Origin of the sequence: Paenibacillus sp. FSL L8-0644 (assembly GCF_038008165.1) — a bacterium.
Lineage (GTDB): Bacteria > Bacillota > Bacilli > Paenibacillales > Paenibacillaceae > Paenibacillus > Paenibacillus polymyxa_D.
The window spans coordinates 4,885,474-4,902,280 of record NZ_JBBOYN010000001.1 but is presented as its reverse complement, the minus strand read 5'-3'; the positions used below and the strand labels follow the sequence as shown (position 1 = coordinate 4,902,280).

Genomic DNA, 16,807 nt, shown 5'->3' with positions numbered 1-16,807 from the left:
TTTTAAAAATAGTGAGGGCGGCCTATGTGGTCGTTCTCTTTGCGATATATCACTTCCATGGGATAATCCAATGCGATATAGCATGACGTGAACTACGGCTAAGGAGATGAAACATTTGGCGAATGAAAGCATCATCATCAAAGGCGCACGCGCGCATAATCTCAAAAATATTGACGTGACGATTCCACGGGACAAGTTCGTCGTCCTGACAGGGCTTAGCGGCTCTGGTAAATCGTCACTGGCTTTCGATACGATCTATGCGGAAGGGCAGCGGCGGTATGTGGAATCTTTATCTGCGTATGCCCGTCAATTCCTCGGGCAAATGGAGAAGCCGGACGTTGATTCGATTGACGGTCTGTCTCCTGCCATTTCCATTGACCAAAAAACAACAAGTCGGAATCCGCGTTCTACTGTCGGAACAGTTACCGAAATCTATGACTACCTGCGGTTGTTGTTTGCCCGGGTGGGTCATCCTCATTGTCCTGAACATGGCATTGAAATCACGTCACAGACCGTCGAACAGATGGTAGACCGCATTTTGCAGTATCCTGAGAAGACACGACTGCAAATCCTAGCTCCATTGGTATCGGGTCGCAAAGGTGAGCATAAAACACTGTTTACGGATATAGCCAAGCAGGGCTTTGTGCGGGTACGTGTGAATGGCGAACTGCGTGAATTGTCTGAGAAGATTGAGTTGGAAAAGAATAAGAAGCACTCGATTGAAGTGGTCGTAGACCGCATCGTTGTCAAGGAAGATGTGCGTGCGCGTCTGTCTGACTCTATTGAGACGGCATTGAATCTTTCAGGCGGGCAGTTGCTTGTAGACATTATGGGGCAAGAGGAGTTGCGGTTCAGCTCCAACTTTGCATGTCCTATTTGTGGATTCAGCATAGATGAACTGTCTCCGCGGATGTTTTCCTTTAATAGTCCGTTCGGCGCTTGCCCGGATTGCGATGGGTTAGGAGTTAAAATGGTGGTTGACCCTGATTTGCTCATTCCCGATCCTGAAAAAAGTGTGGAAGATGGGGCGTTTCAGGCTTGGAGTGGGGGAACTTCCACTTATTATCCTCAATTTTTACAGTCAGTATGCGAGCACTACGGTATTCCACAGGACATTCCTGTTAGTCAATTGACGACAGAACAAATGAACCTCATTTTACATGGAACGGGTGAGCAGAAGATCCGTTTCCGCTATGAAAATGATTTTGGTCAACGTAAGGAAGCCTATGTGACCTTTGAGGGGATTATCCCCAACTTGGAGCGTCGGTATCGTGATACGGCTTCTGAGGGCATACGTGAATTTATTGAAGGCTTTATGAGTGCAAAGCCATGTAACACCTGTAAGGGACATCGACTGAAAAAAGAAAGCCTGTCGGTAACCATTCAAGAGCGCAATATTGCTTATGTAACAGCCCTGTCTATCGGTGAAGCCTCAAACTTTTTCCATACACTGGAGCTGAGTGAGAAGGAGAAGTCGATTGCCAATCTCATTTTAAAAGAAATTAACAGCCGACTGGGATTCCTCGTTAACGTGGGTCTGGAATACCTGACTTTAAGCCGTGCGGCAGGCACGTTGTCAGGCGGTGAGGCACAGCGTATCCGATTGGCGACACAGATCGGGTCCAGTCTGATGGGTGTGCTTTATATTTTGGACGAGCCTAGTATCGGGCTGCATCAGCGAGATAATGATCGTCTGATTAGTGCTTTGGAGCATATGCGGAATCTTGGCAATACCTTGATCGTAGTGGAGCATGATGAAGATACGATGATGGCGGCGGACTATATCATTGATATCGGGCCGGGAGCTGGAATCCACGGTGGGATGATTATGTCGCAGGGGACCCCGCAGGAAGTTATGGAAGACCCGAATTCCTTAACCGGGCAGTATTTGAGCGGACGCAAGTTCATTCCGGTCAATACCGAGCGGCGCAAGCCTGCTGATAAGTGGCTGGAGATTCGCGGAGCCAAGGAGAACAATCTCAAAAATGTGAATGTCAAAATTCCGTTGGGTGTTTTCTCGGCTGTTACTGGTGTATCCGGCTCTGGAAAGTCGACGCTGGTCAACGAAATTTTGTACAAAACGTTGGCGCGTGATCTGAACCGGGCGAGAGTGCGTCCAGGGCAGCACAAAGAAATTCGCGGGCTAGAGCATATCGAAAAGGTTGTTGAGATCGATCAATCGCCAATTGGCCGTACACCGCGTTCCAATCCTGCAACGTATACTGGTGTATTTGATGATATCCGTGACTTATTCTCGCAGACGAACGAGGCCAAAGTACGAGGCTACAAGAAAGGCCGCTTTAGCTTTAACGTTAAGGGAGGTCGTTGTGAAGCTTGTAGAGGCGACGGCATCATCAAGATTGAGATGCATTTTCTGCCAGATGTGTATGTTCCATGTGAAGTGTGCAAAGGCAAGCGTTACAACCGGGAGACCCTGGAGGTTAAATACAAAGGAAAAAGTATTGCCGATGTGCTGGAGATGACGGTAGAGGATGCGACGGAGTTTTTTGAAAATATTCCGAAGATTCATCGCAAGATCCAGACGCTGATGGATGTAGGTTTGGGGTATATCAAGCTGGGTCAGCCTGCGACTACCTTGTCTGGCGGTGAAGCACAGCGTGTGAAGTTGGCCTCCGAATTGTATCGTCGCAGCACAGGCAAAACCATTTATATTTTGGATGAGCCGACAACTGGTCTGCATGTTCACGATATTGATCGATTATTGACGGTGCTGCATCGTTTGGTTGATTCAGGAGAGACGGTGCTGGTCATTGAGCATAATCTGGATGTGATTAAAACAGCCGATTATCTGATTGATTTGGGACCGGAAGGCGGAAGTGGCGGTGGAACGATCTTGGCTACCGGGACACCGGAGCAACTCGTGAAAGTCGAAGAATCCTATACAGGTCGATACTTAAAGCCGATCCTTGAACGGGATACAGAGCGTAGCCAAGCGCTTCAGACAGTCGATCTATAGATATCGTTTAACGTACGCTTTAAAAGCCCTGCACAGGCAGGAAGGCAGAATACGAACTACTGTATTTATGCCTTCGCCTTGGCAGGGCTTTATTTTTTTTGTAAAAAAAGAAAACTTTTATCAAATTCCTGCGTTAAAGCATGTGACACGTAGTTTACCAAGCGCTGGGATAATAAATCTATACGTATATTCATCGACAGAAAGTCTCTGAGTAGTCTCTAAATTTTGGAGTTTTGGATGTTTAGGTTCGGACTTGAAGAGGTAAATATATAAATCGTCATAGCATCATACAAAGTTCCGTGCCCACGTGACACCATTACAAGTTGAAGCGAAACCGTCTCTAGTTTTATCACATCTAAGGTTCATACAACATCTCTGAGGAAGTCATGAAGGGAGCTGGAACGCTTGAAGGTTAAGCAAAGTAGAGTTTTACGTACACGTGTGTATACATGGGCAGCAGGAGCTGCTTTGGCGGCATGCTTGATGGGATATAGTGCTGCACCGTCCTATGCCTCCGAGGTGTCCGAGGCGTTTGTGCCCAAACAAGCCGAAATCGAAACAAGTGCGGCCATTGGCAGTATTAAGGATTTAGGAAACGCTCACAATTACATTCAACCCACAGCAAATGGTGGGTTTTTAACGCTGAACGTCGAGGACGATACAGAAGCAAGTGTAGTACACGTCACATATGGCAAGCTGGACAGTTCTGTGGAGGCTGTATGGAAACATCAGCAGGATCTGAACGTACAGCCTGGAACAAGCAGCAGGGGAGTCCAGCGGGAGACGTCGGATGGTGGCTTGCTGTTTCTGATTGAATATACAAAACCGAACGGAATACGAGAGTTGCAGGCTTCACGATTGGACGAGGATGGAAACACCTTGTGGTCCAAAACATTACCCACAGATGGCTTGATATCTCATGGGGAGGATTCTCAGGTTGGCTTGGAGCCACTGGAGGATGGCGGTTTCCTGGTCTCCTATCTGAACCTTGCGGAACAGTCCTTCACTGTACTCAAATACACTGAAACTGGCGATATACAATGGAATCGAACGACGGCCGGAGTGACCTCGGGTTGGCTGGTCGGCAGTCACAATGGATATTATGCGCTTTTGAACAGCTCAGATGGTCCCGTGGGGGTACAAGCAGATGTATATGGTCGCGATATCCGTGACATCCATCTGGACTTGGGATCAGGTAAAGAAATTGCCGCAGTACGTGAGTTGCCGAGCGGTCATATTGCTGTAACAGGGCTTAAAGGAAACAGCAAGCGTACACAGGTGCTAAGTAATAGTCTGCAATTATTTAGCAATACAGCGGACTACGGGGCTGACCAGGTGTATCTGCCTGAGGAGCAGCTGTATGTCCAGTTCAGTGATCAATATGATCCACTGGGGAAAACGACGAAGATGCATGGCATCACCATTACAGGCTTGAAAGAAAACGGTACGAAGGTGTGGGAAACGAGGACTCATTATAAGGAGGACAATTCCTTCGGCATCCGGTATGATACGGGATTGATATATAAGATACCTTCAGGCTACGCGGTGGTGACATCTACAACAGGCGCTCATAAACCGACAGTGCTTGATTTTGCAAAAATATTGATACCGGAGTAATCCGGTGTCTTTTTTTTGTGAAAGTGAGGGAGACGATATTGCGGGGCTGTATGGCGATAAGAAACAGCCTGCTTGTATATGGGATACAAGCAGGCTGTTAATAGGCTCTATATTTAGGATGCAACGTGGCTGGACTGTAAAATGGCAGACAGCTTTTCCTGGAAAGTCGGAATACCTACACGCTGTACATATGCGTAAAAGCTTTCGCCAGCGCTCCTGTTTTCTTTGTAGAACAGAATGAGCTCCGCCAGCACAGGTCCAACCTGATCCCCACGTACGCGACCTTTGAGCGCCTTGTTAAACTGGGCGCCTGCCCCAAGCGCTCCGCCGACAGCGATGTCGAACGCGTCGACCAAGCCTTCCGGTGTCTTTATGAGCGAGCCTTGCAGACCGATGTCCGCAATATGCTTTTGACCGCAGGAATTTGGGCAACCGATAAAATGAATGCGCACCTTTTCATCCAATTGTACGTGCTGATCCAAATACTCGGCAACGTCAACCGCCCGTTTTTTGGTTTCCACAATCGCCAGATTGCAAAACTCATTTCCTGTGCACGATACCGTACGACTCATAAAATGCTTGGGTCGTGGTGTCAGGCGTTGCAGCACGGGAGCTTCCAGTAGTTCATCCACTTGCTCATCCGGCACGCCGCTCAGCAAAATATTTTGCGACATCGTGGTACGAATCTGACCATCGCCATAGCGGTCAGCCAGTTCGGCCAGTTCATGCAACTCGTCAGCGCTAAGGCGACCGACAGGCACGTTCAGACCGACATAGTTCAGGCCTTTTTGGGCTTGAGGATGCACACCGTCAAAATAGGCGGCTTGCCAGCCAATCGTTTTGTCCTCGCCTCTTCCGGGCATTTCACCGATATACTCGGTGAGCTTAGCCAGAAATTTGTCTGGGCCCCAATCGACAACGAGGAATTTCAAGCGAGCATGGTGCCGCTTTTCCCGATAGCCGTAATCACGGAAAATGGTGGTGACAGCAATAGCAACCTTCAGCACTTCCTCTGGACGAACAAACAAATCCAGAGACTGTGCCATATGCGGCTTGGCGGACAAACCTCCACCAACCATCACATGGAAGCCGATCACTTCTTTTCCGTCGAGGATCTTGGTGGCCGGAGTGAAGGACAGGTCGTTAATTTCAGCCTGTGCATTGTTGTACGTATTACCGGAGATAGACATTTTGTACTTACGCGGCAGATTGGAGAAGTCTCGATTTAATAAGAAAAAACGGTTTACTTCATCTACAATCTCTTGGGTATCCACCAATTCATTGGGATCAATACCAGCCAGCGGATTACCGACAATGGTACGCGGGCAGTCTCCACAGGCTTCGAAGGAATACAAGTTGACTTTTTCCAGTCTTTCAAAAATATCGGGCAAGCTTTCGACTGTCAGCCAGTGGAATTGAATCGCCTGGCGAGTGGTGACGTCCACAAGACCGCGTCCGTATAGCGCGGATATGTCTGCCAGTGCATGTGCTTGTGCTGAAGTCATGATCCCTGTGTTGATGCGGACTCGCATCATGAAATGACCATCCTTGGGCTTTTGCTGATATACCCCAGCCCATTTGAAACGATCCATATCGTCCGCAGAGATCGAGTCATAGCCTTCGTTGGCATAGTTTTCAATAATGGTACGGATAACGTCGAGACCGTCCTTTTCCAGCTTGACTAACTCGAATTTGTTAAGCTTATCGGGATGAGCGTTCCAGATTGGTTCGTAGGCCATTCTTTTAACCTCCTGTAGGTGCTTATTTATACTTTAGTGTTTTGGATAGAGGACTCATGATTTTATTCTTTATTTCCGACAATAAAACTAAGATATAATGTGATGGTATCATAGTTGGTTATGCCCGTAAACGAAGGAATGACCTAAACGGTATAACGATTATTTATCGGTTTTGCTTATTTTTTTGATATAAGGATTTGGAAAATTTATAATATAAATAGCATGAGAGGACAGAGATGTAGCAAACGGCGCCTTTTAGAAAAAGATAGGGCTTAAAGCGATTGTATACGTGTCCCCTCTATGGTAGATTTGGACTAACTGATAGAACAGCGTCATGTAAGAGAGGAAATGGTGAGTATATGCGTAAGATGGGGAAAAGGGCAGTTGTTCTGGCTTTGGGCAGCGCTCTATGTGTTTCTGGTACGGCAGGTGCAGCCAGCAGTGGGACTGCGTTAAAGGCCAAAGTCATTAATGGTGGGGTCTATGTTAACGTAAGCGATATGAATAAGGCATTAGGAACCAGCGGCGCATATAACAGCGCAAATGGTACATATACGTTATCGGTCGGTCGTGTGCCGCAGGTGGTTAAAAATGTATCTCCTTCTGTGGTCGGTATTATTGGCCGTTCAGCCACGGGAGAGACCGTAGCAGGAGGAGATCGATACAACCTGGCTCACGGCACGGGTGTCATCATTCGTACAGATGGATGGATTGTGACGAATGCACATGTTATCGAAGGATTAGGTGATGCCGTGGTCGTAACCTCGGACGGAAAATCTTACGGAATCACCGACAGCTATAGCGATCCGATCAGTGATTTGGCATTAGTTAAAATCAAGGCAAGCGGCCTCAAACCCGCTACCTTGGCAACTTCAACGAACAGTCTACAGGTAGGGGAGCAGGTAGTGGCTATTGGTACGCCTATATCCTTTTCACTTCGTAATTCGGCAACCTCAGGTGTTGTTAGCGGGCTGAACCGTGGTGTCAACGCTGCTTATCGTTTGATCCAAAGTGATACCGCGATCAATCCTGGTAACAGCGGCGGTCCGCTGGTCAATCTCAAGGGTGAGGTCATTGGGATCAATACGATGAAATTCTCGGCGGTCGGCATTGAAAATATGGGCTTTTCGATTCCGGCGGATACGGTGAAATATGTCATCGGCCAATTTTTCAAATACGGAGAGGTTCGGCGCGCTAGTCTTGGTCTAGGGCTGGAAGAAAGCTGGTCAGCTATCGTCGGATTACCTACCGAGGATCCTTTGAAAGTTACGAAAATTACTTCAGCCAATGCCGTTCAGGCCAAAATTAAGGAAGGCGATGAGCTGTATAGTATTAACGGTAAGCGTGTAGCTTCCGCTATTGATGTCAATGAACTGCTTAAAAACTATCAACCAGGTCAAACGGTGAGTGTACTTATGCAGTCTGACGGTGATATTGTGAAGCGCAAGCTGGTACTGACACAGGATAATGGTGAAATCTATGAGTCCATTCAGTCTGGAGAAGATAGTGAAGATTCGAACGGTTCGGAAGCCGCTGAAGATGGTGGTGTAGCGCCTTCTAAGGAAGCATCGGAGCCAGCTCAAGGAGCAACTACTGGAAAGTGAACAATAACGCCTCTTGAATCTATAAAATAAAGCTAAAGGGAGATTTACTGTGAAGCATATTCAAAGAAAAATGATGCGTAAGCTGGGGGTCGGCGCTGTCGCATTGTCCCTTCTGCTTTCCGCTTTGCCAGCAGTTGCAGCAGATCATGATAAAACCATGCTGGAATTACGGTTGCAAAGCGGCAGCAATACAGCCATCGTGAACGGTCATAATGCCAATATTACGAAGCCGTATTCCAAAAGTGGTGCACTGATGGTTCCGGCTGGTGTGTTTAAAAAGGCATTTAACAGCAAAATTCGATTAGCTGAAGATAATGTGGTTAAAATCACTAGCGGAACTCATGTTGTATCGCTAACCATTGGTAGCCGTACAGCGTGGGTGAGAGGTCACAAGGTGACACTTCCAGCTCCACCGGAAATGTCATCAGGTATTCTCATGGTGCCTCTGCGTCAAGTAGCAGAAGGGCTTGGCGGTAAGTTGGAGAAGAACGGTGCCGGAATCATTATTCGGATGGAAGCACAAGAAGAGGCAGGCACGGTAGCTGAAGAGACACCGAACATTGATAATGATGAGGGTAAGACACAGATCGGGAACAGTTACTATGACTGGTCTATGAACTATCCAACAGGGCTCGTCATCGGTCAGGGAGGTGGAGATGAGAGTATTTCCACATTTATGGACGAGAACAGTGCGTACTATATGGAAGTGCACACAGCGTCACAGCCGGTTCCACTGAATGCGGACGATCTGTTGCAACAATTGGTGCAGGCAGCCAAGGAAACGGGAGAAACTGTGATCGATCGAAAATCCTTCCCGAAAGCGAAGGTACCTTATGCTCGTGTCATTACGAAGGATGGGGACGGCGTGCTGTGGGAAAATCGTCAGTACTATGACAACGGACGATTGTATGTAGTTTATTTCTCCGATGCTAAAGCAACGAATTATAAAGATCTGGCCCAGTATGCGGGACTTTTAAATTCCTTCAAGACCTCCTTTAATGCGCAGGATAAAAGTATTAAAGACTTGTCTACTGTCGTAGGAGGCACACGCGAGGCCGGGAATCCAGACTACGGTGTGTCACTCAGCATACCCGCAGGCTGGAAAATGGACGATCAACGGATGCAATATGAAAGTAATGATGGATCGAGCTTCCGTGTGAAAGTAACCTCAGCTCCAGCAGATGGAAAATTGGAGAACTGGGGCCAGCAGCTGCAAAAATGGCTGAGCGATTCATTTGTGTCCACGGCTTATGAGGCACAGAAGACGTATCCGCTGGAGGTTGCAGGCGTTCAAGGGTTAGTACAGGAGTACCGCTATAATTTTGGCGATGGATGGGTCAAAGAGTACAATGTGCTGATTCAGCAAAATGGATACCGCTACTTGGCTGAATACGCAGTGCCTGAAAAAGTAAGCAAAGGAAATGATCAGTTCAACGCGCTCATTTCCTCGCTTCAAATCGATTTTCAAACCGTAGCGAGTAACTTTGGACAGTTGGAAGAAGACGACTATTTGACAGACAAAACGAAAACGGTCAAAAAGACTTCAAAAGCCTATGAATATACAGTGAATATCCCACGATATTGGACCGCGATTAGCGATCAATTTGAATTGGGCGATGTAGAGTACCAGTTTACCGGAGGACGTTTCTCCATCAAAATAGACAACGACCAATCATTTGAACTAACGGTATCCCAGCTCAAGGACTTCTACGATAAGCAAGCAAAGAACTACAAAAACCTCAAAGTTGAGGAGGTTAAGGACGTAACATTTGCTGGTGTTCCGGCAGTGTCCTTTACATTCCATCGTATCGAGGAAGGCATTGGCTACACAGGCCACCAATTGGTTTTAGAACGTGACGGAAAAACGTATACCGTGACAACGACATTGAATGATGCGAACAACACGGCTATTCAGTCTAACGCACTGGATTCGACGTTAAATTCGTTTAATTTTGTGAAGTAAGAGGGTGTAGGTAAGAGATTAGCGAGTTATGGTGAGAGCGCTACGCGTGCCTTTTGATCCTACGATCGCTGTTGACCCGGGATTCTTGGATTGTATAAGGATTTAATATGTAAGAATCCCGGGTCAAAGGCGAACGCTGACGCTTCTACGGATTCAAATGGCCCGCTTCGCTGGCGCCCGCCAAATACCACCAATCTTTTGATGAGTGAGGTAAGCAGGGAAGAGCGAAGGCAGATATTTACGGTACTTAGATCAGCCAATACGAACCCCTTTTCTCGGATTCATTGTCTGGTACGCTGTTAGCGTCAACGAGGATACCGTATTCTAAAAAGGCTGGTGTAGCTTACTAGCGCTCTAAATTGCCTAGCCTTCATCACTATTTGGCTTCTTGCTCGATAGTACTGATTACTTCGTTGTTCCTCTTGTTCTATAGGATTCTTCACCTCCAAAGTTCCGTTTGACGGAATTGGAGGTGTTTTTGTATGGTTTGGTAAGAGTTTTTTACGAGGAATCGCTTGGAAAGTGTAGAAGCTTGGGACGCAGTCTGGTACACTAGATTAGTTACAAGATAAGAATAACTATGCCGCAAATGTTCGTGATGCGGATTTTTTGAGTTGGATGCCATTTATCCCTCGAGCCAGTGGTTCAGAGTGGGGATGATCGGATAGGATGATAATTCATAGGGCTATAAAATAAGCAGCATCGCTGCTCTGGAAAATAACGTTTAACTCAAGGTTAATCAGTTATTTCTCCATATAGGGAGGACAAAAATGAAATCAGTAGTACGAAGAGAAGATGTTGAGCTTCTGGCACCAGCCGGTGACTGGGATTGTATGCGTGCGGCGGTGGCAAACGGGGCTGATGCGATCTTTTTCGGGGTGGAAAAGTTCAACGCACGGGCACGGGCGAATAATTTCCGCATGGAGGAACTGCCTGAAATTATGGCGTTTTTGCATAGCTATGGGGTTAAAGGTTTTTTAACATTCAATATATTGGTATTTGAAAACGAGTTGGAGGACGCTAAGGAGCTGGTCGATGCCTGTATTGATGCTGGAGTCGATGCTTTAATTGTCCAGGATATGGGCCTGGTGAAAATGATCCGCGACATTTCACCGGATTTTCCGATTCATGGTTCTACCCAAATGACGATTACCTCGCCGGAAGCGGTAGAGTTTACAAAGCCGTACAATATGGAACGGGTCGTGCTTGGACGTGAAAACAACCTGAAACAGATCCAAAAAATAGGCGATCAGGCGAGACTTCCAATGGAGGTATTCGTACATGGAGCATTATGCGTATCTTATTCTGGCCAATGCCTGACTTCAGAAATGTGGGGCGGCCGCTCTGCTAACCGTGGTGAGTGTGCACAGGCATGTCGTTTGCCTTACGATCTGATGGTGGATGGAGAGCAGAAACCAATGGCGGATGTGACGTATCTACTGTCGCCTAAGGATCTAGCAGCGATTGACTTGATGCCTGAACTGATCGACGCGGGTGTTGTTTCTTTTAAAATTGAAGGTCGACTGAAAACACCTGAATATGTGGCAAATGTGGTCAGCAAGTACCGCAAGGCCATTGATAAGTATTTTGATGGCGATACGTCCAAGACGAGCAAAGAAGATATCCGCGAGCTGCAGCAGAGCTTTTCACGCGGCTTTACGCACGGTTTTCTCGAAGGAACCAATAACAAGAAGCTGGTTGACGGGACGTTCCCGAAAAGCCGGGGGGTGTATCTGGGCCGAGTGGAACAAATCCTTCGTGATGGCGTAGTGTGCCGTATTGATGCACCGCTCAAGCGTGGCGATGGTATTGTATTCGATGCGGGAGATCCCACGCAAAAAGAAGAAGGCGGACGCGTATACGATATCCGTCGCAAGGGCGTGAAGATTGAAGGCGAAGCCGGAGAAGGCTGGATCATTGACATCGTAGCGGGACGCAACGATGTTGATCTGCGCCGTGTACACGTGGGCGATCGCATTTGGAAGACCAACGACCCGGCGCTGGACAAGCGTCTGCGCCAGTCGTACGACACGGACAAGCCGTACCGGGTCTTCCCAGTACATGTGCGGGTCAGCGGCTCCCCAGGACAACCGCTGTCGACATGGTGGACCGACGTGCAGAAAGGCACAACGGTCCGCGTGGACTCCGAGCTGGAACTTGAAATTGCCCAGAAGCGTCCGATGACGCACGAGCTGCTCGAAGAGCAGTTCGGCCGACTGGGCGGAACGGTGTTCCAGCTGGAAGAGCTGGACGTCCATCTGCATGGGGACGTCATCGTGCCGATGCGCGAGCTGAATGGTATCCGCCGTCAGGCGGTGGAACTGCTCGCGGGCGAGCGCCCCAAACCGCCCGTGTACACGAAGCGGGCGGTCGAGGTGTATGACGATGCATCGACTCCGGCATCGTCTGTGGCACGCGGTCAGGCAGAGCTGACCGCGTTGTGCCGCAGCCTCCCTCAGGTGGAGGCTGCGCTCGAGGCCGGCGTGGAGTTCATCTACGCCGACTTCGAGTTCATCAAGCAATTCCCGGCAGCCGTAGAGGCAGTGCACGCTGCAGGCCGCCGAATTGCGCTGGCGACCCCGCGTATTCACATGCCGGGTGAAAATGGCTACCACAACAACATCCTGCGCCTGAAGCCGGATGCTGTGCTGGTACGCAATCCAGGGGCATTGTATTTCTACTTGCGACATCGGTTGGAGAACCCGGACGCACATCAGCCGCAATTGATTGGTGACTTCTCGCTGAATATCGCCAACCACAAAGCGGCTGATCTGTTCCTGGATTCCGGCTGCGACCTGGTTACGCCTTCGTACGATCTGAACATTCAGCAAATGGTCGATATGCTTAGACGTACGCGTACCGATAAACTGGAGATTGTGATCCAGCAGCATATGCCAATGTTCCATACTGAACATTGCGTATATTGTACCTTTATGAGTGAAGGCACCGACTACACGAACTGTGGACGTCCGTGCGAGGACCATCGCGCATCCCTGCGTGATCGAATTGGGATGTCTCATCCGGTCCGTGTGGACGAAGGCTGCCGCAACACGGTGTACAACGCGATTGAGCAATCCGGCGCGGAATACCTGTCCAACTTCCTGGAGCTGGGCGTGTCCCGTTACCGTGTGGAATTTTTGGAGGAGACACCGGAGCAAGTGCATGAGGTTATTGATCTTTATAACCGTGCCCTGCGCGGAGAAATCAGCGGAACACAAGTATGGAAGACGCTGAAAGCGACGAATCAGTTGGGTGTTACACGTGGGCAGCTGGTGAAGTAAATAACTGTATATTTGTTCGGGAGCCAGAAAGATTCCGGCAGCATAATATGTTCATATAGAAACCAAGTGATTAGAAGACATGTTCTCTTTGAGGGAAGATGTCTTCTTCTTTAACCTATCAAATTCATCTATCTTCCTGTTATAATCATAGACAGTATATCTATCCGTTATATTGAAGACAAAGGAGTTCAACCTATGAAAATCCGTAAAGCGATTATTCCTGCTGCGGGATTAGGAACCCGGTTCCTTCCTGCTACGAAAGCGATGCCTAAAGAGATGCTTCCCATTGTAGACAAACCAACAATTCAATATATTATTGAAGAAGCTGTTGCATCTGGTATAGAGGATATCATTATCGTTACTGGTAAAGGCAAAAGGGCGATTGAGGATCATTTTGACTACTCCTTTGAGCTGGAGCATAATTTGACTGCGAAGGAAAAATGGAACCTGCTCAATGAAGTGCGTAAACCATCAGAAATGGCAGATATCCACTATATTCGTCAAAAGGAACCTAAAGGTTTGGGGCATGCTATTTGGTGTGCACGCAAGTTTATTGGTGATGAACCTTTTGCCGTACTTTTGGGTGATGATATCGTTGAATCCGAGAATGCATGTCTCAAACAGATGATTGATGTTTTTGATGAGTATCAGCGTTCTGTTGTAGGTGTAAAACAAGTGGATTGGAACGAGGTACATCGTTACGGGATAGTTGAAGGCCATGCACTTACTTCCAAAATCTCTGAGGCGGAACGATTGGTAGAAAAGCCAAAGAAGGAAGAAACCAACTCCAACTTGGCGATTATGGGACGTTATATCTTGACGCCTGATATTTTTGATATCCTGGGTCAGCAATCTGCGGGAGTAGGCGGGGAGATTCAACTGACGGACGCATTGTCCAAACTGGGAGAAAAGAGCCCCATTCTGGCCTACGAATTTGATGGCAATCGCCATGACGTTGGCGAGAAATTAGGATTCATTGAAACGACCATTCATTATGCTCTACAGCATAACGAGATTAAGGATGAAGTACTGGCTTATATGAGACAGGTTATTAAAGAGATTGACCAACAAAAATAAACATCTCACTAAACCTAACTCTGCTTCCTCAATATAAAAAAAGAGACTATCAGTATGATGTAACATCATCTGCTAGTCTCTTTTTTCTTAACTATTTCTCCGATTTCAACTGTTCAATCTGCTCCTTCTCCTTCGGATCAGCCTGAATCAGCTTATCGTACAAAGCTTTATCATCTTGTCCCTGTTGTTGCAGAGCTACGATATAATAGCGAGTCACTTCACGATTCGTAGCATCACTCAGATCGTCCTTTAGGCCGTTTTTGAGGATGCTTGCAGCCTCAGCAGGCTTACCTGACATGAACACAATTTTACCAGTGCTGAGCGCAATGCTTGGGGTTACTTCAAAAGTACGTGGCAACTCAATTTCAGGTGGAAGCGTCTTAATATGGGCTACCCTATCCAAAACCTGCTGATAAGCAGCAAGACCTGCTTGGAAAAACTTCTGTTCTTTGGTGGTGTCTTTTTGCTCACGTGCCTTAATGCCAACAGTGTAAGCTTGGGTAATCAACATATTGTACCAGTCATTGTCCCAGTTAAATTTGTGAATATTATTTTCCAAAATGCTGAAAGCTTGCTCATTCTCACCTTTTGCTTGTAAAAGGTTAAGTTTGAAGTTATACATGGTTTTATTATACGGTTCTGCCTTCAAGCCCGTATTAAGTACCTCTATTGCAGCGTTATAAAATTCCTCTTTTTTCGTTTGGTCATACACATTCTTGTACAGTGCAGCCAATCCTATAACCGAATCCGGATGTGTAGGACGAAGCTCAAGATCTTTATTAATAGCACTTTGAATTTCCTCAAAAGATGTGCTGACCGCCATGATCTGTTTGCCATATGAAGCGGCATTAGCCGATTGCACAAAGCGAAAACCTGAGAATAGCACGACGATACTCAGAATACCAATGACTACACTGTACGTGATCCGAAAACCGGAAGCACTCATGGATAAGCGTTTAAGAGGCTTGCTGTCCATAGCAACGGCCATGCCGCCTAGACTCACAAATACCAGTATGCCCATGAACACGTAACTCATATTAAAGTCCAGTAAGCTGTGAAGTAAGATTGAGAGTGCCAGAATAAGGTACAGAAAGTGAGAATCCCGCTCTTCATCATTTTGTCTAATATAGCTACGAGTATATTTGTAGAAAATATATAAGATAAATGACATTAAAATTACAAAACCGAAAATACCTACTTCAACTAGGTACTGCATGAAAAAGTTATGGGCCTGACGGCTGCTATAAGGATAATCCTGATATTCTTCGTATAAAGATGCCCAACCGCCGCCGCCAGTGCCAATAACAGGATGATCTTTAATCAATTTGGCAGCATCCTGATAGAATGCAATTCGTTCAAGTACACTATGCTGGCGGAAATTAATGTTTTCCAACCGGACCTGAACATTCTCCGGCAGTACGCTGCGCAGGCCAGTTCCTATTAACAGAAAAGCCAGCAAGCCAATCACCACAACTGATCCGACAGGTAGCCACAGGTTGGAGAACTTGCGGGAGGTCCATCCTGTGAGGGCATTTTCCAGCTTTGGTGCCAGATAACGTTCAACAACCCACAGTACAACAGTTACAGCCAGGGAGACACCAATAAGTAACCCCCAAGCCTTCGCAGCCTCTCCGCCGTTGTAGGTCTTGTTGAGCTGTAAACCCATATTTGTAATCGGCGCCAAGATAGATATTGACACTACACCAGCAATGGCGCAATGTAAAATCCATATAATTTGGCGTGCAGGGTTAAGGAAAAGCAAGAGCAGCACGAATACGACAGGCAGCATAACCAGTCCGCCCCGTGATAAAGTCAGAAATAGCGAGACCAGAATAGGTACCAGCATGAAGCCGTGAATAGCCTTGCCATACCATAGTTTCGATTTCATCAGACAGAAAACGGCAGCGAACAGGAAAGCCATTAGGAAGGCGGCATATGTATTCGCATATTGGAACACCGATGTCAGCCGGAGACCATTTGTATCTGTCATAACTGCATTGGTATAGCGATACTGATACACATATTGGCTAAACCAGCCTACCATCTTGCCGGCAAGTACCCACTGTCCGAACCAGTTAATGAAGCCAAATCCTACGATGATATAAGCAACAGTCATAATCAGGTTGTGAATAATCTTATTGCCTAAACGATCCTGGAGTAGATAGATTGAAATGATAAACAGGGCAGCATATATGCATTGTACCACCACCATATTCATGGCCAGGTAATGCGAAGCTGCTGACGTCAGTGAAAGCACATAGGTCAGAGGAAGCAGTAATACTAGTACAACTAGCCAATCCCTTTGCTCTTCTAGCTTGAATTTTTTATAATAGGTTACGATTCCTAAAATTAATAGAATCGTGCTGATGATCAAAGCCCAATACAGAGGCTTCTCAAAGTCGAGCATTTGACCATTAAAAAGTGCAGCCTGGAAGGGGGCCCAAGCTAAGAACAAAATCATGCCAACAATTAACACCCAAAATATAGCCGGCCTTTTATCGTCACGGGTCGACGTTTTGGCCTGTTTCCCGTATACTGGATTCGACAAG

The 16,807-nt window shown here is 47.1% G+C and carries 8 protein-coding genes; 6 read left to right on the top strand and 2 right to left on the bottom strand.

The window, feature by feature from the left end; translation table 11 throughout:
- Positions 1 to 115: 115 nt before the first annotated feature.
- Both uvrA and NSS94_RS22240 read left to right on the top strand, forming a co-directional pair.
- Positions 116 to 2,977 carry an excinuclease ABC subunit UvrA gene (gene uvrA, locus NSS94_RS22245; RefSeq protein WP_029514535.1) on the top strand — a complete coding sequence of 954 codons (2,862 nt, stop codon included), beginning with the start codon at positions 116 to 118 and terminating at the stop codon, positions 2,975 to 2,977.
- A gap of 405 nt (positions 2,978 to 3,382) precedes the next feature.
- Positions 3,383 to 4,594: a hypothetical protein gene (locus NSS94_RS22240; protein WP_029514534.1), complete on the top strand. Its 1,212-nt coding sequence runs from the start codon at positions 3,383 to 3,385 to the stop codon at positions 4,592 to 4,594.
- Between the two features lie 113 nt (positions 4,595 to 4,707).
- Here the strand turns inward: NSS94_RS22240 and NSS94_RS22235 are convergent, their stop codons facing one another.
- Positions 4,708 to 6,333, bottom strand: a complete 1,626-nt coding sequence (locus tag NSS94_RS22235) for a nitrite/sulfite reductase (RefSeq protein ID WP_039271414.1) — start codon at positions 6,331 to 6,333, stop codon at positions 4,708 to 4,710.
- A 359-nt stretch (positions 6,334 to 6,692) separates the two neighbouring features.
- On the opposite strand from NSS94_RS22235, the gene NSS94_RS22230 reads away from it, so the two are divergent.
- The 4 genes from NSS94_RS22230 to galU all read left to right on the top strand — a co-directional run bounded on the left by NSS94_RS22230 (position 6,693) and on the right by galU (position 14,258).
- Entirely contained in the window at positions 6,693 to 7,937 is a 1,245-nt protein-coding gene (locus tag NSS94_RS22230) for a S1C family serine protease (protein ID WP_341040146.1), read from the top strand.
- Between the two features lie 49 nt (positions 7,938 to 7,986).
- Complete coding sequence (locus NSS94_RS22225) at positions 7,987 to 9,900, top strand: stalk domain-containing protein (RefSeq protein ID WP_029514531.1); 1,914 nt, start codon at positions 7,987 to 7,989, stop codon at positions 9,898 to 9,900.
- Positions 9,901 to 10,670: 770 nt separating this feature from the next.
- Complete coding sequence (locus NSS94_RS22220; protein ID WP_341040145.1) at positions 10,671 to 13,181, top strand: U32 family peptidase; 2,511 nt, start codon at positions 10,671 to 10,673, stop codon at positions 13,179 to 13,181.
- 195 nt (positions 13,182 to 13,376) lie between these two features.
- Entirely contained in the window at positions 13,377 to 14,258 is an 882-nt protein-coding gene (gene galU / locus NSS94_RS22215; RefSeq protein ID WP_341040144.1) for a UTP--glucose-1-phosphate uridylyltransferase GalU, read from the top strand.
- A gap of 91 nt (positions 14,259 to 14,349) precedes the next feature.
- Here the strand turns inward: galU and NSS94_RS22210 are convergent, their stop codons facing one another.
- Positions 14,350 to 16,806, bottom strand: coding sequence for an O-antigen ligase family protein (locus NSS94_RS22210; RefSeq protein WP_341040143.1), 2,457 nt, complete (start codon positions 16,804 to 16,806; stop codon positions 14,350 to 14,352).
- Between the last annotated feature and the right edge of the window lies 1 nt (position 16,807).